General features: G+C 71.9%; 17 protein-coding genes. 2 read left to right on the plus strand and 15 right to left on the minus strand.

Features of this window, described 5'->3' with window-relative positions:
- Positions 1 to 136: 136 nt before the first annotated feature.
- On the minus strand, positions 137 to 1,732 hold the full coding sequence (locus IH09_RS01120; RefSeq protein WP_052853296.1) for an FAD-dependent monooxygenase: 1,596 nt from the start codon (positions 1,730 to 1,732) through the stop codon (positions 137 to 139).
- 81 nt (positions 1,733 to 1,813) lie between these two features.
- Here IH09_RS01120 and IH09_RS01125 point away from each other — a divergent pair, with 81 nt between their 5' ends.
- Together IH09_RS01125 and IH09_RS01130 are read left to right on the plus strand one after the other, a co-directional pair.
- Positions 1,814 to 2,503 carry a TetR/AcrR family transcriptional regulator gene (locus IH09_RS01125; RefSeq protein WP_052853297.1) on the plus strand — a complete coding sequence of 230 codons (690 nt, stop codon included), beginning with the start codon at positions 1,814 to 1,816 and terminating at the stop codon, positions 2,501 to 2,503.
- 315 nt (positions 2,504 to 2,818) lie between these two features.
- Positions 2,819 to 4,207: an aminopeptidase P family protein gene (locus IH09_RS01130; RefSeq protein WP_318279362.1), complete on the plus strand. Its 1,389-nt coding sequence runs from the start codon at positions 2,819 to 2,821 to the stop codon at positions 4,205 to 4,207.
- 363 nt (positions 4,208 to 4,570) lie between these two features.
- Here the strand turns inward: IH09_RS01130 and IH09_RS01135 are convergent, their stop codons facing one another.
- The 14 genes from IH09_RS01135 to IH09_RS01200 all read right to left on the minus strand — a co-directional run bounded on the left by IH09_RS01135 (position 4,571) and on the right by IH09_RS01200 (position 21,804).
- Positions 4,571 to 5,437 carry a class I SAM-dependent methyltransferase gene (locus tag IH09_RS01135; protein WP_052853436.1) on the minus strand — a complete coding sequence of 289 codons (867 nt, stop codon included), beginning with the start codon at positions 5,435 to 5,437 and terminating at the stop codon, positions 4,571 to 4,573.
- A 397-nt stretch (positions 5,438 to 5,834) separates the two neighbouring features.
- The gene (locus tag IH09_RS01140; protein WP_110951981.1) at positions 5,835 to 7,100 is read right to left on the minus strand and encodes a tryptophanase; all 1,266 of its coding nucleotides are present in this window, start codon (positions 7,098 to 7,100) and stop codon (positions 5,835 to 5,837) included.
- A gap of 61 nt (positions 7,101 to 7,161) precedes the next feature.
- The gene (locus IH09_RS01145) at positions 7,162 to 8,208 is read right to left on the minus strand and encodes a methyltransferase (protein ID WP_052853298.1); all 1,047 of its coding nucleotides are present in this window, start codon (positions 8,206 to 8,208) and stop codon (positions 7,162 to 7,164) included.
- Positions 8,209 to 8,248: 40 nt separating this feature from the next.
- On the minus strand, positions 8,249 to 9,274 hold the full coding sequence (locus IH09_RS01150) for a methyltransferase (RefSeq protein WP_052853299.1): 1,026 nt from the start codon (positions 9,272 to 9,274) through the stop codon (positions 8,249 to 8,251).
- A 574-nt stretch (positions 9,275 to 9,848) separates the two neighbouring features.
- Positions 9,849 to 10,406: a hypothetical protein gene (locus IH09_RS01155; RefSeq protein WP_240150964.1), complete on the minus strand. Its 558-nt coding sequence runs from the start codon at positions 10,404 to 10,406 to the stop codon at positions 9,849 to 9,851.
- Positions 10,407 to 10,673: 267 nt separating this feature from the next.
- Positions 10,674 to 11,717, minus strand: a complete 1,044-nt coding sequence (locus IH09_RS01160; RefSeq protein WP_052853300.1) for a hydroxyacid dehydrogenase — start codon at positions 11,715 to 11,717, stop codon at positions 10,674 to 10,676.
- Positions 11,701 to 12,780, minus strand: a complete 1,080-nt coding sequence (locus tag IH09_RS01165; RefSeq protein WP_052853301.1) for a dihydrodipicolinate synthase family protein — start codon at positions 12,778 to 12,780, stop codon at positions 11,701 to 11,703. Before IH09_RS01165 ends, IH09_RS01160 begins: the two co-directional genes overlap by 17 nt.
- 8 nt (positions 12,781 to 12,788) lie before the next feature.
- Positions 12,789 to 13,871 carry an NAD-dependent epimerase/dehydratase family protein gene (locus IH09_RS01170; RefSeq protein WP_052853302.1) on the minus strand — a complete coding sequence of 361 codons (1,083 nt, stop codon included), beginning with the start codon at positions 13,869 to 13,871 and terminating at the stop codon, positions 12,789 to 12,791.
- Positions 13,872 to 13,880: 9 nt separating this feature from the next.
- The gene (locus IH09_RS01175) at positions 13,881 to 14,831 is read right to left on the minus strand and encodes a carbohydrate ABC transporter permease (RefSeq protein WP_052853303.1); all 951 of its coding nucleotides are present in this window, start codon (positions 14,829 to 14,831) and stop codon (positions 13,881 to 13,883) included.
- 2 nt (positions 14,832 to 14,833) lie between these two features.
- Positions 14,834 to 15,739, minus strand: a complete 906-nt coding sequence (locus tag IH09_RS01180) for a carbohydrate ABC transporter permease (RefSeq protein ID WP_052853304.1) — start codon at positions 15,737 to 15,739, stop codon at positions 14,834 to 14,836.
- Between the two features lie 57 nt (positions 15,740 to 15,796).
- A complete protein-coding gene (locus tag IH09_RS01185; protein ID WP_052853305.1) occupies positions 15,797 to 17,077 on the minus strand; it encodes an extracellular solute-binding protein in 1,281 nt (426 codons plus the stop codon).
- 78 nt (positions 17,078 to 17,155) lie between these two features.
- Positions 17,156 to 18,412: a Gfo/Idh/MocA family oxidoreductase gene (locus IH09_RS01190; protein WP_052853306.1), complete on the minus strand. Its 1,257-nt coding sequence runs from the start codon at positions 18,410 to 18,412 to the stop codon at positions 17,156 to 17,158.
- Positions 18,413 to 18,493: 81 nt separating this feature from the next.
- Entirely contained in the window at positions 18,494 to 20,668 is a 2,175-nt protein-coding gene (locus IH09_RS01195; RefSeq protein WP_240150965.1) for a peptidase C14, read from the minus strand.
- 248 nt (positions 20,669 to 20,916) lie between these two features.
- Positions 20,917 to 21,804 (minus strand): IclR family transcriptional regulator, encoded by an 888-nt coding sequence (locus IH09_RS01200; protein ID WP_052853307.1) that lies wholly within the window; start codon positions 21,802 to 21,804, stop codon positions 20,917 to 20,919.
- Between the last annotated feature and the right edge of the window lie 130 nt (positions 21,805 to 21,934).

The raw sequence follows: 21,934 nt of genomic DNA on the forward strand, positions 1-21,934 counted from the left end.
TGCGGTGCGCGCCCGCCCGACGGGACCGTGCTCGTCCGGCGGCGATGCCCGGGGCCGGTCGCGTTCGCCCGGCATCACGTCCGGTACCCCGCAGACCGGCGGTGCCGCCGTGGCGACGGCGACGCGCCCGCCGTGGTCAGTCCCGTCTGGCAAGGACGGCGCGGAGGACCTCGGCGAGCGTCGCGGCCGGGTCCGGCGCGGCGGACGGGCTGCGCCAGGCGACGAAACCGTCCGGGCGGACGAGTACCGCACCGTCGGCGTCGATGCCGTGCGCCGTCTCACCGTCCTCGACGTCGATGTCCGCGCCGAGGACGTACGCCCGGACCGCCACGCCCATCGCGGCACCGAGGTCCTTCGCGGTCCCGGCCCATCCCTGGCCGTCGTGGCCGGCCAGGAGGACGAAAGTCTCGCCGTACAGGTCGAGGGTGGAACCGCCGTCCGCGGTCGGCCGGTGCGGTGCCCGCGTGCCGGGTTGCGCACGCAGCTCGACGGCGCGGATCGGGGCGGTCTCGCGGTTGCCGGGCACGGCCGCCGAGGCGTACCGGAAGCCCATCGTCACCGCCGAGTAGTCGAGCAGCTCCACCTGCGCGCCACCGGCCATCCGGTCGCCGAACCGGGCGAACGCCTGCCGCATGGCGAGCTCACCGTAGGGCCGCCGCTCGGCGTCGTAGGTGTCGAGCAACCCGGGACCGGCCCACCCGGTGAGGACGGCGGCGAGTTTCCAGGCCAGGTTGTGGACGTCCTGGATCCCGGTGCTCCCGCCGAACCCGCCCGTGGGCGGCTGGCTGCGGGCGGCGTCCCCGGCCAGGAACACCCGGCCCGAGCGGTACGAACGCGCGACCCGGGCGCCGACCGGGAAGCCGAGCACGGTCACGTCGGTGCCGGGTATCTGGGGCAGCAACGAGACGTCGACCCCGTCCAGTCCGGACGCCTCCCGCACCATCCCCGCCACGCGCTCGGCGGTGAAGTCCGCCACCGACTCGTGCCGCGGGTCGTACCCGGTGCTGAACAGCCAGCGCGAGCCCGCGGCGTCGTGCGGCATCACCGCGCTGAACGGGCGCGGCTTCTGCAGGTAGACGATGCCGATACTGCGGCCGCGCACGGCGGCCGAGAGGTCCGCGTCGACGATCGCCGTGATCGTGTGGAACAGCTCTCCCGGCCCGTCGGTCTCGATCCCCAGCCATGCGCGGATCCGGCTCCTCGACCCGTCGGCCGCGATGACGTAGTCCGCGCGGATCACTTCCTCGTCGCCGCTCGCGCGGTCCCGGACGGTCACCGTGACACCGTCGGCGTCCTGGTCCAGAGAGGTCATCTCGGTGAAGTGCCGGATATCGGCGCCGAGTTCGCGGGCGCGGTCGCGCAGCAGGAGTTCGAGCCGGTCCTGGTCGATCCCCGCGTTGGCCGATGGGCTGAAGGCGCGGGGGTCGATGAACTCCGTGTGGCTGGCCTCCTCCACCGGTTCGTACTCGTCCGCGAGCGTGTTCGCCCGCAGTGGCACGAAGCCGACGTCCTCGCCGCGGAAGCTCTCCTTGCGGATCGCCGGACCGAGCCCGACCTGGCGGAAGACCTCGACGGTCCGCGGTGTGATGCCGCGCAGCCTCGGGTGTAAGAGCAGGTCGGGATGGCGCTCCACCACCGTTGCCCGGATGCCCTGGTGGGCGAGGAAGACGGCGGCGCTCAGCCCGGTGAGGGCGCCTCCGACGACAAGTACCTGAGTCTTCTGCTGATGCATACCAACAGAATCAATCGCTTGGATGAGCTTGTCAATCAGATGGATGATTAAGTTAACCGGTCGGATGGCAGAATCCTGGCCATGACCAGTGAGAAGAGGGCCGCGGACGCACGGCGGACGACGCGGCGGGCGCCGGCCGCGCACGAGCGGCAGCGTGACCCGGAGCGCACCAAGGCGCTGATCCTCGACGCCGCGACCGAGGAGTTCTCCGCCAAGGGCTTCGCCGGCGCCCGGGTGGCCGAGATCGCCGCCCGCGCCGGCGTGAACCAGCAGCTCATCACGTACTACTTCGACGGCAAGGCGGGCCTGTACCGGGAGATCGGCCGACGATGGCGGGCCTACGAGAGCCAGGCGTTCCCCGACGACATGGACTACGCCGAGATGATCAAGAGCTATGTGCGGGTGAGCGTCGACCCCCGTCTCGGCGGGCGCCTCCTCGCCTGGGAAGGTCTCGCCGACACCGGCGAGGACGACGAGGAGGAAGCGGCCGAACGCAACGCCCGGCTGCGACACGAGGTGGCGGTGATCCGCGAGCGCCAGCTGGCCGGCGAACTCGACGACCGGTTCGACCCGGCCGCACTGCTGCTCATCACGATGAGCACGGCGAACGCGCTGACGGTCTACCCCCAGCTGGCCCGCGGCCTGTTCGGCGCCGACGCGAGCTCTCCCGAACTGGTCGAGCACTACGCCGAACAGCTCGCCCTCCTGATCGGCTGCCTCACGGGCGGCGGCTCCGGTCTGGCGGGTGGCGGCTCGGGTCAAGCCGACTGATCTTGGGCTGCGGGGCGGGGGAGGGTGCGGCCTCCGTCCCGACGGCGCGGCCTGTTCAGTAGTTCTTCGGTTTCGGCTCCGTGCCGACGTGCCGTGTCCGACTTCGGCGCTATGGCCCCAACGTCCCGCCATCACACGGAACATGACGAGGCGGAGCGCGTCGCCGCGCGAGCTGTAACATAGTAATGTGAAATTGCACTGACCCTGTACGCGTTCCGACGCACCCGCCGACGCACCTTCCGTTCAACCCTCCGCAGCACCTTTCCTTGCACCCTCCGCCGCACCTTCCGCTCGCGTCCTCTTCAGGGAGCCCTCGTGACCGAAGCCGTTGCCCACCCCGCTCCGGCGTTGCACACCGGCAGCCATGACCTGCCGGTCTCCGCCGAGTTGTCCCGCTTCATGGCGAGCGCCTGGGCCTCGTCCACCCTCCCCGACTCCGCGCGGGTCGCCGCGTACGCCGTCACCCCGGCGCGCCGGGACCGGCTCTCAGCCCACTTCCCCGGCGAGCGGCTGATCATCCCGGCCGGTGAGCTCACCGTCCGCTCCAACGACTGCGACCACCGGTTCCGCCCGCACAGCGCCTACGCCTGGCTGACCGGTCTGACGGGGGAGGACCAGGCCGGTCACGTCCTGGTCCTGGAGCCCTCGGGCCCGCACGGGCACGAGGCGGTGCTCCACCTGCGGCCGCGTTCACCGCGCGTCGACGGCAACGAGGAGTTCTACCGGGACCGGCGCTACGGCGAGTTCTGGGTCGGGCGCCGCCCCGACCTCGCCGAGGCGGAACGGCTCACCGGCCTCCGCTGCGCCCACCTGGACACCTTGGGCACCCCGACGGGGCGGAACGCCGCCACCGACGCCGAACTGGCCACCGCCCTCTCGGAACTGCGCCTGGTCAAGGACGCCTGGGAGGTCGAGCAGCTCCAGCTCGCCGTCGACCACACCACCACCGGGTTCGAGGACGTGGTCCGGGCCCTGCCGGGCGCGCTCGCACACCCGCGCGGAGAGCGCTGCGTCGAGGGGGTCTTCGGTCTGCGGGCCCGCGCCGAGGGCAACGGCACCGGCTACGAGACCATCGCGGCCTCCGGCGCCCACGCCTGCGTCCTGCACTGGATCCGCAACGACGGACGCCTGAACCGCGACGAACTGCTCCTCCTCGACGCGGGGGTGGAAACCGACAGCCTCTATACGGCCGACATCACGCGCACCCTGCCACTCTCCGGCCGCTTCGACCCCGTTCAACGCCAGGTGTACGAAGTGGTGCTGGCGGCCCAGGAGGCGGGAATCGCGGCGCTGCGTCCCGGCGCCAGCTTCCGCGACTTCCACCGGGCCGGTATGCGGGTCATCGCGGAAGGGCTGGCCGACTGGGGCGTGCTCAAGGACGCCGACGGCGATGCGCACCGCCGCTACACCCTGTGCAGCAGCGGCCATATGCTCGGCCTGGACGTCCACGACTGCGCCAAGGCACGGGCCGAGACATACCTGGACGGCGTTCTGGAGGAGGGCCAGGTCCTCACCGTGGAGCCCGGCCTCTACCTCCAGCCGGACGACGAAACCCTCCCGGCCGAACTGCGCGGTATCGGCGTACGGATCGAGGACGACCTCGTCATCACACCGGACGGCGCCCGCCTGATGTCGGGCGCGCTGCCGCGTACGGTCGCCGGCATCGAAGAATGGATGGGCACTCTGCTCGAAGGCAAGAGCTGAAGGTCGGCCTGGAGCCGGGCTGTCACCCCTGCTCGCCATGTGCGGGGCCGTCACTCCGGCTCGGGTGTTCCCCACCGAGATCCCCGGGGGCCACTGGGGTGGGGGCACGGGCAGAGCATACTCACCGCGGCGTTCCTGCACTTCCTGGGAGCCCCTCAGCCGTCCCAGACGTCGTAATCCAGCAATTCTTCAACACCGCCAAAGCCGGAGCGCCGATGGCCAACGGGCCATCGGCGCCCTGCTTGCAGTGCGCATCTCGGCCGGATCGAACCCAGCCGGGTCGGCTCAGCCGACCTTGAAGTTGTCGTCCATCAAGTGAGCAGCGCTGCTCGGGAGGGCAATGAGCTGGGCTCCGCGGACGCTTCACGCAGTCGACGTAGGTGCCGGTTCAGCGGGGGCATTCCACCAGACGAAGACCTCGGTGCTCGGCCGGCGTTCGGAGAACCGGCCCGACGGGGAGGCTTCCCGCAGTAGTCGACGCAGGTCTGCCTCGAAGTCGTCGCGGCGCGGACCGAACAGGTGCGGAGCCGAGAACGACATCGAGAACACCCCCGCGACGACATCGGCACACGTCCGCGTCAGTGCCTGTCCGCCGGGAACGACATGACGCTGCGGACCGGAGAATCCCGCCCGGGTGAGAACGGTGGCCTCACCGTCGGGTGTTCCCTGTGGCAGTACGCCCCGGCCGGCTCGTCGCACCGGTCCGAGATAGTGCCTGACCAACTCCTCCATTGCCGTATAGGGCACCGCCGGATGCGGAAGGCCGTCGACGGTTCGGGTCTCCGTCTTCAGGTCCGAGACGTGCACCAGCGCTCCGCCGGGCTGGAGCATGTCCCGGACGGTTGCCGCCACCAGGTCCTGGTCCATCCAGTGGAAGGACTGGCCGAAGGTCGCGACGGTGAACGTACCGAGTCCTGCGGGCAGATCCTCGGCCCGAGCTTGCACCCACTGCGTCTTCCCGGTCACCCCGCGCTCGGCGGCTTCGCGAGTGGCTTCGGCGATCATCCCGCTGTCCGGGTCCACGCCGACGACATCGCTGAACAAGTGCGCCAGGCTCAGGGCAAGGGTGCCCGGTCCGCATCCCACGTCGATGAGGCGTCCTCGCCTGTCGAGCTTCAGAACCTCGGCGAGCACGTCCGCCAGCCCGGGGGCGTAAGGCAGCCTGCCGCGCCGGTAGTAGGGGGCCGTACCCGAGAACAAGGTGTCGTCCCACTCCCAGTCGGCAGCCATGTCCACTTACCACCCCTCACAGAGATCACGTGCCTATCAGGCGGCTCGACGATGCCACGGCCTACGACTTGATCGGGGTTGAGGCGCTTCGTTCACGGAAGGGGCAACGCGGCTGACAGAGGCGCCGGTATATCCGGTATATGGGGACTGGCTTCCCGGCGTGATGTAGATCCGGGCGAATCGTCGGCTCAGGTGTGGTGTGTCGTGGCGAGGCAGAGTGCTTTGGGGTCGATCGACGGTGTGCGCCGCAGGTTCGCAGGACGAGGATCGGATTCGCCGCATCGCGATCTCGGGGAAGGCCGCAAGGTGGTGGCGGACTTGAGCGGGGCTGCCCTCTCGTCCGCTGGAGCGCCGGAGATTAGCCTGCGCTCATGGCCGAGTCAGCCCCCGATCCTCGTCAGCGGTCATTGACCAACCGACTCCGGCCGGGCCCGGTGCGGAGGGCGAAGGCCGTCGAGTTCGGCGGGGCAGATGTCCTCGTGAGTGGGTCTTGAGGGCTCGCGGGAGCGGAACGTCGAGGCCGGGCGCATCCCCCGGCATGAGACGTCGATACGCCGGGTTGACCACCCGCTTCGGTCAGCTCCCGCTGAAACGCCCGCCCGCGCTGACCCACGCCCTGCCCGTCGGCACTCCACCGTCGCCGGTGCTGGTCAATCCGGCCTACCAGGAGCAGTGGCGGCCGAGCCCGGGGGAGCCCTGCGCAGACCTGTTGGCGTGCGATCGGGGAGAGGCTCGGCCTGACCCGGAAGATCCGGCCCCAGACCCCGCGGCCGGCCATGCCGCCGTAGGTGTGCATGCCCTCGTAGAGGACGACCAGACCGCGTGCCTGCTCGGCCAGCTCGTCGTCGCGCAGGCCGAGCCAGCCGCCGATGTTGGCGAAGCTGTCCTTCTTCGCGGACATGGTGGCGCCGTCGGTGAGATCGCACATCGCGCGCAGGATGCCGGCGATGCTCCGGCCGGACCAGCCCGGTTCGCGTGACTTGACGAAGTACGCGTTCTCCACGGCACGGGCCGCGTCGAGGATGACCTTGATGCCGTGGCGCAGGGTGAGTTCGCGGACCCGGGCGAGGCATTCCATGCTGATCGGCTGCCCGCCTGCCATGTTCACCGGGGCTCCGACGCAGACGTACGGGATGGTGTCCGCGCCTGCCTCGCGGATCAGTGCCGCCAGCTTCGTGATATCGACGTCGCCCTTGAAGGGGCTCTCGTCGGCGGGGTCGTGCGCCTCGTCGACGATGACGTCGTGGAAGGTGCTGCCGTTGAGTTCCGGATGTGCGCGGGTGGTGGTGAAGTACATGTCGCCGGGTAGGCGATGGCCGGGCCGGATCAGGCAGCGGGAGAGGATGTTTTCCGCGCCGCGGCCCTGGTGGACGGGGATGGCGTGCTCGTATCCGTAGTACGCGCGGACGGTGTCGCGCAGCCGGTAGAAGCTGCTCGCGCCGCAGTACGACTCGTCGCCGCGGAACATCGCGGACCACCGGCGGTCGGACATGGCGCTGGTGCCGGAGTCGGTGAACAGGTCGATATACACGTCCTCGGCGCGCAGCAGGCACGGGTTGTAGGCGGCGGCGCGGAGGGCGGATTCGCGCTCGGCGTGGGTGGTGGTCCGGATCGGTTCCACCATCTTGATGCGCCAGGGCTCCGCGGGGTGGGCGGCCGTCATGAGTGCTTCTTCTCGCAATGGGAGGGGAGGGGAACGAGGGCCATATGCCCCTGGGAGACGGCTACTTGATGCCGGTGATGATCCCGTGCGGCGTCCAGGAGGCCGCGGACTTGCGGGTGATGGCGGCCCGGTCGAAGCCTGCCTCGTGCAGCCAGTGCTCGTACTGGTGCCAGGAGTAGATCATGCCGCCGCGGGCGGGGAGCGAGGCGAAGTAGACGCTGTCCAGAGCTGCCATGAGCGGGCCTTCACCCCGGTCGTCGGAGACCGAGCTGAAGATGATCAACCGGCCGCCCTCGGGCAGCGCCTCGTACGCGCGCCGCAACAGGGCGACGTTCTCCTGCGGCTCCCAGATGACCAGTTGGTGGGCGAACAGCACGCAGTCGGCGTCCGTCGGGAAGGGATCGCGGAACATATCGCCTTCGCACAGGGTGATCCGGTCGGTGAGGCCCTGGTCCGCGATCCGTTTGCGGGCGATGGCGACGGTGGCCGGGATCTCCAGAATGGTGATGTGCAGGTGGGGGTGGGCGCGGGCGAGGGCGATGGCGTTCACCGCGTCGCCGCCCCCGACGTCGAGGAACCGCCGGACCGCGGCGAAGCCGCCGTTCGCCAGCAGGAACGGATTCGACAGCTCCGACCAGGCGCGCATGTACCGGTAGAAGACGCGCTCCAGGTCCGGATTCTCCGCGAACCGGTGGTACAGGTCGCGGCCGGTGCCGGGGATGCGGCGCAGGCCCACGTTGGTGTTCTGCCGCAGGGATTCGGTGAAGTCGGCCTGGGCCTCGTAGACGATGTGGGCCTCGAAGGCCACCACGCTCGTGAAGTGGGCCCACCGGCCGTCGGCGAAGAGCTCCTTGATCGCCGGGGCGTTGCGGTAGCGGCCGTCCTCGTGGGCGGTCAGGCCGAGCGAGGTCGTGCCGAGCAGCAGGATGTCGGTGGCGCGTGGGGCCAAGGAGAGTTCCGCGCCCACCTGTGCCTTGTCGAGGTCCGGATTCTCCCGCAGCAGCTCGAACAGACCGAGTTCGCAACCGGAGTTGAGGCACTGGAAGGCGGCATGCCCGAAGAGCACGGGCGTCAGGTGGTCCAGAGTCCGCAGCGGAATCGTGGTCATGGTGCCTTCTCCAGGTCGGGGGATCAGGGGGCGAGGCGGGTCAGGGCCGGGCCTTGCGCGCCACGAGTGCGGCGGTGGTGGGTGCCCCGTCGAGAAGGGAGCCACGCTCGGTCCGCAGACCCACCTCCCGCAGCCAGGATGTGTACTCGGCCGCCGTGTAGTTGCGCCCCCACGCCTCGACCAGCATGTTGAGGCTCATCAGCGCGGCCGGCGCGGGGCCGCGCTTGTCGTCGCCGACGAAGGATTCGCAGATGATCAGGGTGCCGTCCGCCGGCAGGGCGTCGGCGCAGATGGCCAGGATGCGCCGGGCGTCCGCCTCGTTCCAGTCGTGCAGGATGTTGGAGAGGAGCACGGTGTCGTGGCCCTCGGGGAGCCGGTCGGCGAAGAAGTCCCCGGCGACGAACGGGATGCGGTCCGCCAGGCCCGCCGCGGTGATCCGGGTGCGCGTGAGGTCGCAGACGAATGGCAGGTCGAAGATGGTGACCCGGACTCCGGGGTGGTGCCGGCACAGCTCCACCGCGAACGCGCCCCCGCCGCCGCCCACGTCCAGGACGCGCCGGATGGCCGTGAAGTCCAGTTTCTCGGCGACCCTGCGGGCACTGAACGCGGACAGTGTGTACCTGCCCTCCCAGAAGAACTCCACCATGACCGGGTCGTCCGGCGCGAAGAGCGACTCCTGCCGCTCGGCGTCCCAGGTGACGGGATAGTTGCCGCGCAGTGAGTCCGCGAGCTTGAGGTACGCGGGGTACTCGTGGCGGTCCACGACGGCCACCCGGCCGCCGAAGTAGTACGGCTTGCCGCGGACGAGGAACTCCTGGGACAGCTCCGTGTTCGTATAGGTGCCCGAGTCGTCGAGGTGCAGCAGTCCCAGCGCGGTACAGGCGGTCAGCAGGAGTTCGGCGGGCCGCTCGTCGATGCCGTGCCGCTCGGCGAAGCGGGGCACCGTGGTACTGCTGCCGGACAACTCGGTGAACACTCCGAGGTCGGTGGCCAGGGCCAGTGCCTTGAAGGCGTGCACGCCGAAGGTGAGGTTCAGCAGGGGGAGCGGGACGACCTGGGAATTCATGGCAGTCCTCCGGACCTCGGACGACGGAGTGTGCACGGGCTGTGTGCACGGGCTCACGGCTTCGCGGCCTTCCGCGTACGGGGGAACGACCGGTCAGCCGTTCAGCCGTCGTGGTCCGCGGAGGACTCCGGCAGACCTGTGTCCGGGTGGCCGCGGCGGATTTCCGGGAACGCCGTTTTTCCCGCGGCGGGCTCCGGACGTGTCGGCCATGGACGTGTCCGCCATCCGGGCGACCGTGGTGCGGGCTGCGTCCCGTCGACGGCGGACGGACGGAAAGCCGGACGGAAAGCCGGACTGACAGCCAGTCCACCACGGCCGCCCCCGTGCCGCCACCGGGAGCGGAGGCCGGCCCGGCGACTTGCGGCGCGCGGGCCGCACCCGGACGGCGTCCTGGCGGGGAGTGCCCCGGCCCGGGGAGTTCGCCGCGCCGTGTGCGACCCCGGCTCCCGGGGGCGGGCACCCGGTGACCTGGCCGCCGGGCCGCCGTACGGCCGGGCCGGCCGGGTACGACGACGCGTACCGGCCGCCCGCCGGGTGCCGGTGCCGCGATGGCGGCCCAGTCGATGGCGGCGGCCTACTTGATGACGGCGTTGGCCATGGCTATCAGTACGCCGAGCGTCGCATCGGCGAAACCGAAGAGCAGGGTCGCTCTCCGGCGGTACCCCAGCCGTCGTGCGGAGACGACGCCCCAGACGAGCAGGAGCGCGGTGTTGAGGGTCAGCCCGGTCGCGGTGACCGGTGGCTCGGGCCAGTCGGACGCACCGGCGGCGATCAGCAGCAGGACGGTGGGCAGACACCCGGCGATCAGCGGCCATTCACCGAACAGGGTGCGGGCCAGCCGGTTCCAGCGGTGGCTGTCCGCACCGTGCTGATCGGACGTCATGTGGTGGGCGTAGCCGTGGGCGAGCGCGGAGGTGACCGCCGTCATCATGATCCACGCGGCGTGCTGGTAAGGGACGTATACGTCTCCCTCGGAGTGGAGGGCGGCGAGCAGGGCGCTGGCCAGCACGGTGCCGTAGACGCCGCCGAAGATCAGGCCCGCGCCGGAGGCAGGCGGGACACCGCCCGGCCGGCCGGGCGCGGGCTGGTCGGGACGGCGGCGGTGGTCCGTATCGGCGTGGTGCTGAGGCATGCAGACGATCCTGCGGGTCCCGACCTGAAGAGAACCTGAGGATTCTGAAGGTTCGGACGGGGTCTTCAGGAAGTGCGCGGGGGCGCGGAGAGGAGGGCCGCTCACGGGCCTTGAGCCGGCCCCTCCCGTTCCTCTTCCTGTTTCCCGGCGCGCACCGCCCCCGGCAAACCCGGAGGCGGCCCGGACGCCCCACTCGTGAACCGGCCCGCCGGGACGGAACCGCCCGGCCCGTAGCCGGCGCACCCCGCCCGGCCCCGCGCCGCCTGCTCAGTGCACGCGGGCGAGGGCCTCGGGCCCCACCGGATGTGCGGGCTCCCGCCCGTCCAGGAGCCGGCGGACCTCGTCGGCGGCGCTCGCCCCGAGACGGAGCCGGCCCTCGGCCGTGCCCGCCGCCTGGTGCGGGGTGAGCAGCACATTGGGCAGGGTCCGGAAGGGGTGGTCCACCGGGAGCGGCTCCGTGTCGAAGACGTCGATCGCCGCGTCGAGCCGTCCGCCGCGCACCTCGGCGAGCAGCGCCTCCTCGTCCACGAGCCAGGAGCGCGCGGTGTTCACCAGGCCCGCCCCGTCCGGCATCGAGGCCAGCCGCCGCGCGTCGAGGAGCCGCCGGGTCGCCGCGGTCGCGGGCGCGTGCACCGCCACCACCCGGCTGCCCCGCAGCAGCCGGCCGAGCGAGACCCGGCGTACGCCCAGCCGCGCCGCCTCCTCGGCGTCGAGGAAGGGGTCGCTGACCGAGACCCGGGCACCCAGGGCGCGGACCAGCTCGATATAGGCACGGCCGGTGCGCGAGGCGCCGATCACCCCGATCTCGCTCCCGTGGATCTCGTGCCGGGGCGGGGCCGTGCTCGCGCTCTCCCAGTCCGCGCCGGAGCGCAGCGCGTGATCGAAACGGTGCACGCGATGCAGCAGCGCGAGCGTGAACGCGAGCGCGACCTCGGCGACCGGGCGGGCCATCGCGTCCCCGGCCTGCGTCACCCGGATGTTCCGCGCGAAGACCTCGGGCGCGACATAGGGCGCCACCGCGGACCCCGTGTGCGCCACGAGCGCGAGCCGGTCCCCGGCGGCCAGCAGCGCGCCGGTCAGCCGCGGAGTGCCCCACGAGGTGATCAGGGCCCGCGCTCCGGGCAGGGCCGCGGCCAGCGCCGCCGCGTCCGTGTGGGCGTCCAGCACGGTCAGCTCCGCGGCGGACTCCAGCGCCGCCCACACCTCGGGGGCGAAGAACGCGGTGCGCAGCCGCGGCGGTACGGACACCACGACCCGCGGCCGGTCCCGCCCCGCGGCGCCGGGCCCCGGGCGGTCACGAGAGCCAGGCATCGCGGTGCTCCGCCACGAAGGTGTCGTCGGTCAGCCACGGATAGGCGGCGCTGACCCGCGTCAACTCCTCGGCCTGGCCCGGGGAGAGCGTCTCCTGCGGGTCCAGACAGCGGATGTCGTCCAGCAGTCCCTGGCGGCGCAGCACCTCGTGGACCCCGGCGATACAGCCCCGGAACGCGCCGCGCACGTCGAACACCGCGCCGTTGGCGTCGGTCAGTTCGGTCCGCCGCGCGAGGCAGCGCGCCATCGCCTCGGCATCGCCCTCCCGGGCCCGGCGCAGCTCCGCGAAGAGCCGCACGGCGGCGTGGGTCCACACCGCCCACTGGCCGAGCAGTCCGCCCGCCAGCCGGCGCCGCCGTCCGCCGGCGGTCGTGTACGAGGTGAGGAGGTCCCCGATGATGTCGTCGTCGTTGCCCGTGTAGAGGGTCACCTCGTCCGCCCGGTCGGCCCGCGCCACGGCCCGGACGACGTCGGCGGTGCGGTAGCGGTCGAAGGGGGCGATCTTCACGGCGGCCGTCGAGGGGAGGTCCGCGAACGCCGACCAGAAGTCCGGTGACAGGTACCGGCCGCCCACCGCCTCCTGGAGGTAGAAGCCGATCACCGGCAGGACCTCGCCCACCGCGCGGGCCCGGTCCAGCAGGCCCTTCTCGTCGGCGCCGGGCACGGCCGGGCTCAGCAGGACCGCGTCGTAGCCCAGCGACGCGGCGAGTTCGGCCTCGGCGACGGCCTGCGCGACGTAGCCGCACGCGCCCGCGACCTTCACGACCGGGCGCCCCGCCTCGGCGCGTACGGTCTCGGCGGCGAGTTCCAGCACCGGTGCGAGCAGGCCCACTTGCGGTTCCCGGATGGCGAACTGCGTGGTGTGCACGCCCACCGCGATCCCGCCGGCCTCCGAGGCCAGGTAGTAGCGGGTCAGGGCGCGCTGGCGGCGCTCGTCGAGGCCGCGTGCGGGCGTGAGGGCGAGGGGGTGGGCGGGGATCACCGTGCCCTGCGCGAGCAGGTCCAGTGCGGAGGTGGCGGCGGGGCCCCCGCCGGGCGGCGGGGTGGGGGAGGAGAGGGACATGGCGCGGTTCAGAACCTTCCGTCGCGAGTCTGGAACTTGGTGGGCCGGCCGGACAGCGGCAGCCCCCGGCGCAGCCAGTCGGCCTGCCAGTGGACGAGGGTGCGCAGCGGTACGCCGGGGTAGCCGAAGAGGGCGTGGCACCGGCTCGCGTCGGACAGCAGCGCGGTCGGCGCCTCGGTCCCGGTCAGGACCGGCGGCCGGCCCAGCTCGTGGCCGAACCACTCCGCGATCCGCCGTACCGAAGCGGTCTCCGGCCCGGTCAGGTTCAGCGTGAAGCCCTCTCCGGTGGTCGCGTGGCGCAGGGAGCGCAGGGCCACCTCGTTCGCGTAGCCCTGCCATACGACGTTGGCGTGGCCGGTGGTCAGGTCCACGGGTTCACCGGCCCGGACCCGGGCCCCGATGTCCGCGAGCACCCCGTACCGCAGGTCGACCGCGTAGTTGAGACGGATCAGGGCGACCCGCGCGTCCCGGGTGAGGGCCGCGTGCTGGAAGACGCGTTCACGCCCCAGGCAGGACATCGCGTACTCGCCGACCGGCGCCACCGCGTCGTCCTCGGTGCTGCCGCCGGAGCCGATCGGTACGAGCGGATAGACGTTGCCGGTCGAGAAGGCGGCGATCCGCGCCCCGGACCAGCGCCGCGCCACCCGGTCGGGCATCGCCGCGTTGACGGCCCACGCGTGCGCGGGCGCCCCGCTGGAGCCGAACTTGGCGCCCACCATGAACACCACGTTGCCCGCGTCGGGCAGCGCGGTGAGGTCGGCGTCCGGGTCCATCAGGTCGAACGCCACGGTGCGGACGCCGTGTTCGGCGAGCCGCTGCGCGGCGGCCGGATCGGACCAGCGCGACACCGCGTGCACCGTCACATCCCCGCGCCCGGCTTCGTCGAGCGCGCGCCGGGCCAGCCGGCACAGGCTCGGCCCCATCTTCCCGCCGGCGCCCAGCACCAGCAGGTCGCCCTCCAGCGCGGCCAGATCGCGGACCAGCGCGGGGGAGGGGGCGGTGAGCCGCTCCTCCAGCGCGGCTTCGCTCGGGAACCCGGGGCCGGTGCCCGTCAGTTCATCCGGCGGGGGAAGTACTGCGGAAGGAGTCATGTGAGGTTCTCATCCCTTGATTCCGGACGTCGTGACGCCCTCGGTGAAGTAGCGCTGCCCGACGAGGTAGGCGGCGAAGATCGGTACGAACGCGATGACGGAGCCGGACAGGACGACGTTGAGCGGCACGTTCTGCTGCTGGAGCGAGGCGATGCCGACCGTCAGGGTGCGCATATCGGTGGACTGGCCGATGACCAGCGGCCACAGGAAGTCGTTCCAGTGCCACAGGAAGACGAACACGCCGAGCGTCGCGAGGATCGGCTTGAGCAGCGGCAGCACGATCCGGTAGAAGATCTGCCACTCGCCGCACCCGTCCAGCCGGGCCGCCTCGAAGAGTTCGTCGGGCAGGCTCCGCACGAACTGGCGCATCAGGAAGACCGCCTGGGCGTTGGCGAGGGTGGGGATGATCAGCCCCCAGTAGGTGTCGACCCCGCCGAGCTTCGCGATCATGGCGAAGGTCGGGATCATCGTGACGTGGTACGGGACCATCACCATGGACAGGAACGACCAGAACATCGCCTCCCGGCCGGGGAACCGCTTCTTCGCGAAGGCGTAGCCGGCCAGCGCGGCGAGCAGCAGCACCCCGACCACCGAGACCAGCGAGTACACGAGGGTGTTGAGCAGCCAGCGCGGCACGCTCTGCGCGCCGAGCACCGTGCCGTACGCCTCGCCGGTGAGCGGCCAGGGCAGGAGGCTGCCGGGGAACTCGACGGCCGCGGACGGCTTCAGGGAGAGCACGACCATCGCGTAGAACGGGAAGACCGTCACGAGCGCGGCGAGGGTCAGCAGCACGCCCCGGACGATCCGCCCGCCGCGGGTGCCGCGCATCGCGTGCGGTACGCCGTCCCGTTCGGCGGCCCGGCGCCGCGCGCGCTCGGCCCGGCGCCCGGTGCGGTCCGGGCCCGGCGGGGCGGGCGCGGGCGGTGTGTGCGGTGTCCGCTCGGCGGAGGCGGTGGTCATGGTCACTGGTCCTTCCCGATGACGAGCCGCTGGACCAGTGCGACCACGAGGGTCAGCACGAACAGCGCGACCCCGATGGTCGCGGCGTAGCCCAGGTCGAAGTACTTGAAGCCCGCGTCGTAGAGCTGGAAGACGAGCGTGTAGCTCGCGTTGGCGGGGCCGCCGCCGGTCATCGTGTAGATCGCGTCGAAGACCTGGAAGGAGGAGGTGGTCTCGAGGACGGCGAGGAAGAACAACGCGGGCCGCAGCTGCGGGAGTACGAGGTACCGGAACCGCTGCCAGGGTCCCGCGCCGTCGGTCAGCGCGGCCTCCTCCAGCTCGCGCGGGATGTCCTGCATGCGCGCGAGCAGGATGAGCATGCCGTAGCCGAAGCGGGACCAGACCCCGACGATCGCGAGGGCCGGGAGCACGAAGACGTCGTCGCCGAGCCACCCCGAGTCGGAGAGGCCCAGCCAGCTCACGAACGTCGCCCAGGGGCCGCCGGTGGAGAAGATCCACACGAAGACCGTCGCGGCGAGGACGAGGGAGGTGACGACCGGCAGGAAGAACACCGAGCGGAACAGCTTGGCGCCCCGGAAGGCCCGCCGGGTCAGCAGGGCCAGCGCCACCGAGGCGAGCAGCGTCCCCGGCACGGCCATGACCGTGTAGAGGACGGTGACCTTGAGGGAGCTCCAGAACAGCGGGTCGTGCCACAGGCGGATGAAGTTGTCGAGGCCGATGAAGTGCCCGCCGCCGGTGAGCGAGTAGTCGGTGAAGCTCATCAGCACACCGGCGATGCCGGGGCCGAAGCGGAAGGCGAGGAAGAGGAGGAAACAGGGGAGGACGAAGAGCAGGCCGATCCGGGCCTCGCGGCGTGCCTGCGGCCCGCTGCGGCGGCCCCGGCGCCCGGGTTCCGCGACGACTGCCACGGGGACTCCTTACGGGGTGGTACGGGGAGGGTGAGGGGGAGGTGGTGGCGGGGCGGGTCAGCGGCCGAGCATCGCGTCGGCCGCGGTCGCGGCCGTGCGCAGCGCGTCCTCGGGGGACTTCTTGCCGAGCAGCGCCGCCTGGATCTCGGGGCCCAGCAGCCCCATCACCTCACGGGACTTGGCCGCCAGCGGGCCGGCGGCCATGCTCGGCAGCGTCTTGGACACCGCGCTCTGGAGGGGGTCACCCGGGTACAGGTCCTTCGCGGAGCGGCGGGCCGGGAAGTAGCCGGCCTCCTTCTCCAGGCCCGCCGCGTTCGCCGGCTCGGCCACGAAGTCGATCCACTCGCCGGCCGCCTTGGTGTTGCCGCCCTTGAGCAGGGACAGCGCGCCCACGGTCCCGTAGCCGACCGACTTGACGTCCTTGAGCGGCGGCAGCACGACGGTGTTCGCCTTGCCCCAGAAGGGTTCGACGTCGGCGGGGGTGTTCTGCCAGGTGCAGGCGACCTTGCCCCGGGCGACGGGGGTCTGCTCCAGCTTCGGGGTGGTCGTCACCATGTCGCGGTCGGTGTAGCCGCCGTCCACGAGCTTCTTCAGATACGTGAGGGCCTTGACGCCCGCCGCGTCGGCGAAGGCGGTCTTCTTGTCGTCCTTGCCGAAGACGTCCCCGCCCGCCTGCCACAGCAGCGGATAGAAGGTCAGGTTCAGGGTCTGCTGGGTGTCGCCGCTGTAACTCGTCGCGTAGTAGCCCTTCTCCTTGAGCCGGGGCGCGAGCCGTGCGAGGTCCTCCCAGGTGCCCGGGTACTGCTGCTCGCCGATCGCCGTGAACACCCGCTTATCGCAGATCAGCGGGTTGCCGCTGGTCAGTACGGGGGTGCCGAGGGTCTTGCCGTCGGCGGTGACCGACGTGAGGGCGAAGTCCGTGTAGTCCGCGCGGGCGTTCTTGGACATGTACTCCTCGGCCGGCACGATGTTCCGCGCGTACTTGGGGAGTTGGTCGGGGACGAGGTACACGACGTCGGGGCCCTTGCCGGACGCGATGGCGGTGGCGAGCGCGGTGTCGCGGTTGGCCCACGGGAAGGTCTCCACCTTGACCTTGATGCCGGTGTGCTGCTTCTCGAATGCCTTGACCAGCCCGTCCCAGTACGCCTTGTTCTTCGCCTCGTCGAAGATCACCGGGTAGGTCCACATCGTGACGGTGTCGCTGTCGCTCCCCCTGCCCGCGCCGCCGCAGCCGGCGAGGGTGGTGGCGGCCAGGGCGGCGGCGAGCGCCGGGACGGCGACCGCGCGCAGTCTGCGGCGCCGGCCGTCCGGGGCCGGGGTCCGGGAGATGAGGGACATGAGGGTGCCTCCGAAGGCATCGGTGGTGGGTCGGGAAGCGTGGGGGAGGGGTTGCCGCGAGGGATGGGTGGTGCGCACTCAGCGGGCGGGGACCTGCTGCACGGTGCGGGTGTGCCGGGCCCGTTCCGCGGCGAAGGCGGCGAGGTGGCTGCCCAGGGACGCGTCCGTGCCGGAGCGGATCGCGCCCGGGTCGCCGGTGGCGACCGCCCGGACGAAGGCTTCGACGAGCGCGGTGTCGCCGCCGCCGTGCCCCTCGGCCGCGTTCGAACCGCTCGCGCCGAGTTCGTGGACCCGGCTGTGCCCGGTGCGGAAGTCCTGCACGGTGACCCGCTCGCCGTCGCCGCTGAGCCAGCCGTGCGAGCCGAAGATCCTGGTCTGCCGGTGGGTCTGCTCGGTGAAGGCCATCATCTGGAAGGTCGCCGTGACGGAGCCGGTCAGCCGCATCGCGACCACCTGGTGGTCCACGACATCGTTGCCGCCCGCGTACACGCACGCGCCGTACGGGCCGGTGCGCAGCGCCTCGTGCAGCCCGGCCTCGTCGGTGGCCTCGGTGACATGGGTGACCGGCCACACCGGGCCCTGCTCGCGCAGGGTGGGCGGGTAGAGCTTGAGGGCGCTGTAGGGGCAGTCGGCCTCGACGGCGCAGTCCAGGCACCGCTCCCCGGCCCCGGCCGGCTTGTTCTGCGGGCGGAAGTGCTTGAGGCCGCCGAAGCTCGCGACCTCCTCGATCCGGGCGCCGAGGACGTAGCTGATCCAGTCCAGGTCGTGGCAGGACTTGGCGAGGAGCATCGGCGAGGAGTCCCGTTCGCTGTGCCACGGCCCGCGCACATAGCTGTGCGCGTAGTGCCACCAGCCGACCGGCTCCAGATGCTCCAGCGAGACGAGTTCGCCCAGCACCCCGGAGTCCACGACGCTCTTCACCAGATCCGTGTACGGCGTGTACCGCATGACATGGCAGACGGCGAACAGCACGCCCGCCGCGCGCACCCCCTCGACGAGCCTCCTGGTCTCCTCCTCGGTGGGCGCCAGCGGCTTCTCGGCGAGGATCGCGTATCCGGCCCGCGCCAGGGCCAGGACCGGTTCGACATGGTCGCGGTCCTGGGTCGCGACGATCACCGCGTCGGCGATCCGGTGCTCGGCGAGCGGGCGCCAGTCCTCGTACTCCAGGGGCGCCCCCGAGGCCGCGCGGGCGGCGGGCCGCGGGTCGGCCACGGCGACCAGTTCGGCGTGCTCCGGATGCGCCGCGATCCAGTCGGCGTAGGTGAGGCCGCGGTTGCCGGCGCCGACGAGGGCGACCCGGACCGGGCGGCCGGTGATCGGGGTGTGCAGGGTCACGAGAGTTCCCGGGGAGGTCTGAGGGAAGGGGAAGGGGGCGGTGGGGCCGCCGCCCGGTGCGGGCGGGGCGGCGGACGTGGCTCAGGGGCGGAGGTTGCCCTTGGTGTGGGCGATGCGCGTGTTCTCCTCGGGCATCGCGGCGCGGGTGGTGCCGTCCTCGACGCACGCGGTGTGCAGCAGATGGCTGCCCGCGCCGAAGCCGCCCGGCCGCAGGTCCAGGGCCCCTCCGGTGAAGGTGCAGCCGCTCGCGCGGTACCGGTTGGTCCCCTCCCCGATGCTCAGGTGGGCGCGGCCGTCGGGGGCTTTCGCGTCGACGCCGGTGAGCTGCCAGGTCACGGTGCGGTCGCCGCCGCCGCGGGAGAGCAGCGCGGCCCCGCCCCCGCTCGCGCCGAGCCGGACCCCGGCCAGCCGCAGCAGTTGGTCCCCGGTGCCGCTCAGCCGCACGGCGGCCTCGCGCAGTTCCCCGCCCTCGACATGGACCTCGCCGTGCCGGTACTCCACCGGGGCGGCGCCCTGGGACGCGGTGAGGACGCAGTGGTCGAGCACGAGCGGCCCGCTGCCGTTGAAGCGCGCGCCGTCGACCCCGGCGAGCGTCGTCCGCTCCAGCGTCAGCGGGGCGTCGACCGACTCCTGAGTGATCTCGGCGCCCTGGGCGAAGGCGAACGACGAGTCGGCGACGGTACTGGGCCGCTTGGACAGGGCGGAGGCCCGGGACACGATCAGCGGCCCGCTCGCGGTGCAGCCGCGCACCTGCAGTCCGTCCGCGTTGACCCAGAGCATCCCCGAGCCGTCGAGGGACTTCTTGCCGATGACGGTCATGTCCTCCAGGGTCAGGTCGGTGACCCTGACCCGGGCCACGAACCATGAGCAGGAGTGGCGGCGCACCGTGATCCGTTTGGCCGCCCCGCCCCAGGCCGTACCGGAGTTGGCGAAGGTCATCAGCCCGGAGTTGCCGGTGTAGACGAGATCGTGCTCGAACTGCCCGTGTGTGACGAAGGGGCCCTGGTCGTCGCCGTCGCCGTGGCAGTTGGTCACATAGCAGTAGGCGGAGGCGGTGAAGTCGTTGAGGTGGCGGGCGTTGGAGGTGTGACAGTCGGAGACGTGGCCGTAGAGGCAGTAGATCTGCTGCGTGAGGTAGCCGGCCCCGCCGTAGGTGACCGACCGGGGGTTGGCCAGCGAGCACTGTTCGGTGCGGTAGTGGGTGCACCAGCGGCGCATCACCACCGGCCAGAAGGTGCCGGTGGCCTCGATACCGGAGACGTCGCAGTGCACCGCGTACTCGTAGGCGACCGGGTGCGATCCGGTGTACTCGTCGTCCCCCGCCCCCTCGAAGACGAGGTTGCGCACATGGCTGCGGTTCACCGGCTCGATCCGGGTCCAGGTGAGGGTGCGGCCCGCCGCCAGCTCCCAGCCGATCTGGTAGGCGACCCGGATGTGGCCGCCGTCGACCACATCGGTGACCTGGACCAGGCGCTGGACCTCCTTCTCGTAGGTCCCCTTCAGCGCGTTCACCTCGACGGCCCACCACTGGCCGACGGCGAAACCGGCGGAGTCACCCACCTCGAAGAGGTCGCTCAGGTCGGGCATCACCGCGCCGAGGGTGTGCCGGTGCACGGTGTCGGTGACCTTGCCCCGGAAGGAGAACACCGCCCCGAAGGGGTTGTCCCGGGTGTTCTTCTCGATCCCGGCCGTACGCACGTGGTGGCCGCCGAAGTCCAGCTCGATGCCCGACCGGGACCACAGATGGCGGCTGCGGAACAGCAGATCGGTGCGGCCCTCGACGCGGTGCACGGCCGGGTCGGCGACCAGCGCGTCGAGCGCGTCGTCCGCAGGGGTCCCGGCGTCGAAGAGCCCGAAGGTCCGCAGGTCGACGGTGCCGTCGTGCAGTTGGAGCCAGCGGCCGCGGCGCGGCGCCGAGGCCGGTGCGAGCACGGTCCCGCCGTTGTGGGCGGCGGTTGCGGACGCCGACCAGCGGACCGCCATGGCGCCGCCGTCACCCGCCGCGCGGTAGCCGGCGAGCAGCGCGAGCGCGCCGTCCTCGGCCGCGGTGGGACGCAGTTCGCGCAGTCGCGCCACGGTGTCGAGGTGGCGGACCGTACCGGCGGCGTGCGGTGGCGCGGCGGGTGCGGCCGTGGCCGTACCCGATCCGGCCACCGCGCCGGCGGCGAGCAGCCCGGCCAGGCCCGAGGCGCGCAGCAGCGTACGCCGGGTGTTCGAGGGCGTAGGGCCGGAGGGGAGGGAGGGGGGAACGCTCATGACGGACTTCGCCTTCCGAGAAGTGCCGAAGGGGGAGCGTTCCTGCTCAGGGCTGCCGTGGGGCGGATGGCTGAGAAAGCTGGGAACACGGTGCGACCGGGGGCCGGGGCGTTCTGGGCAGGCGCCGGGGCGGGCCGCGATACGGGTCCGGTGCGCGCTCGCACCGTGGCCGCCGTGCCGCTGCGCGGCCGGTGGTGGCCACGGGCCGCGCGGTTGGCACGGAAGCTACGTGGGGCGTGCGGCCCGCGTCAAGGCCCGGTCGTGCTCCCGCCGTCCGGCCGTGCGGTCGGCGCGTCCCGCACCCGCGCCGGTTGCCGGACGGAATCCTCCGGTGCGCCCTCCTCCCGGCCCAGGCCCTCGCTGATCCGCCGCGCGGCGTCCCTGACCTGGCCGCCCAGCTCCTGGTAACGCCACGCGGGCAGGCCGAGCTTGAGGCCGGTGATGCTGATGGCGCCCACGCAGATGTCCAGGTGGTCGCGGACCGGGGCGCCGATGCAGATGACCCCCTCGGCGTCCTCCTCGTCGTCCAGCGCGTAGCCGATCCGCTCGATGTCGCGCAGATGCGCGAGGAAGGTCGCCGGGTCGGTGATCGTCCGGGGGGTGCGGCGCGGCAGCCCGAAACGCTCGACCACGAGCGCCGCCTCGGTGAGGGAGAAGGCGGCGAGCAGCGCCTTGCCCAGCCCGGTGCAGTGCGGCAGTTCGCGCTGCCCCATGCGCAGGTCGAGGCGGATGCGCTGGTCGATCTCCACCTGGTCCACCACCACGGCGTGGCCGTCCTCGGGCACCGCCAGGCGCGAGGCCATACCGGTGACGGCGGTCAGTTCGCGCAGCACCGGGTGGGCGATCGTGCGCAGGGACACCTGGGACCGGGCGCGGTCGCCGAGCCGCGCGAGCCCCATGCCCAGGCGGTAGCGCCGGCTCATGCCCTCGCCGTCGTCGGAGACGAACCCGTAGGCCCGCAGGGTCTGGAGCATGCCGAAGGTGGCGCTCTTGGCGATCCGGCAGGTCTGCGCGACCTCGGTGACGCTCATTCCCCGGCCCGGCTCGGCGGTGCCCAGGGCTTCGAGGATGTCCGCGGCCCGCGCCACGCTCTTGACCCAGTACTTCGGCTCGGCCGGAGCTTCTCTGTTCGTCATAGCAGAACAGCGTAGTGCCTACTCCTGTGGTTCTGGGGCGAGTTCGCGCCGAAAGGGGGTTGACCCCCGCGATTTTCGGCCCGTACGATCCTGAACTGTTCTGGAATACAGAACGCTGTTCTGAAAAATT

It is taken from the genome of Streptomyces celluloflavus, from assembly GCA_000720995.1.
In the GTDB taxonomy this organism is placed as follows: Bacteria; Actinomycetota; Actinomycetes; order Streptomycetales; family Streptomycetaceae; genus Streptomyces; species Streptomyces celluloflavus.

Excerpts from the sequence above, each read along its gene's own strand:
- IH09_RS01120 (WP_052853296.1), bottom strand. The coding sequence starts at position 1,732 with ATGCATCAGCAGAAGACTCAGGTACTTGTCGTCGGAGGCGCCCTCACC.
- IH09_RS01125 (WP_052853297.1), top strand. The coding sequence starts at position 1,814 with ATGACCAGTGAGAAGAGGGCCGCGGACGCACGGCGGACGACGCGGCGG.
- IH09_RS01135 (WP_052853436.1), bottom strand. The coding sequence starts at position 5,437 with ATGGCTGCCGACTGGGAGTGGGACGACACCTTGTTCTCGGGTACGGCC.
- IH09_RS01140 (WP_110951981.1), bottom strand. The coding sequence starts at position 7,100 with ATGACGGCCGCCCACCCCGCGGAGCCCTGGCGCATCAAGATGGTGGAA.
- IH09_RS01145 (WP_052853298.1), bottom strand. The coding sequence starts at position 8,208 with ATGACCACGATTCCGCTGCGGACTCTGGACCACCTGACGCCCGTGCTC.
- IH09_RS01150 (WP_052853299.1), bottom strand. The coding sequence starts at position 9,274 with ATGAATTCCCAGGTCGTCCCGCTCCCCCTGCTGAACCTCACCTTCGGC.
- IH09_RS01155 (WP_240150964.1), bottom strand. The coding sequence starts at position 10,406 with ATGCCTCAGCACCACGCCGATACGGACCACCGCCGCCGTCCCGACCAG.
- IH09_RS01160 (WP_052853300.1), bottom strand. The coding sequence starts at position 11,717 with ATGCCTGGCTCTCGTGACCGCCCGGGGCCCGGCGCCGCGGGGCGGGAC.
- IH09_RS01165 (WP_052853301.1), bottom strand. The coding sequence starts at position 12,780 with ATGTCCCTCTCCTCCCCCACCCCGCCGCCCGGCGGGGGCCCCGCCGCC.
- IH09_RS01170 (WP_052853302.1), bottom strand. The coding sequence starts at position 13,871 with ATGACTCCTTCCGCAGTACTTCCCCCGCCGGATGAACTGACGGGCACC.
- IH09_RS01175 (WP_052853303.1), bottom strand. The coding sequence starts at position 14,831 with ATGACCACCGCCTCCGCCGAGCGGACACCGCACACACCGCCCGCGCCC.
- IH09_RS01185 (WP_052853305.1), bottom strand. The coding sequence starts at position 17,077 with ATGTCCCTCATCTCCCGGACCCCGGCCCCGGACGGCCGGCGCCGCAGA.
- IH09_RS01195 (WP_240150965.1), bottom strand. The coding sequence starts at position 20,668 with ATGAGCGTTCCCCCCTCCCTCCCCTCCGGCCCTACGCCCTCGAACACC.
- IH09_RS01200 (WP_052853307.1), bottom strand. The coding sequence starts at position 21,804 with ATGACGAACAGAGAAGCTCCGGCCGAGCCGAAGTACTGGGTCAAGAGC.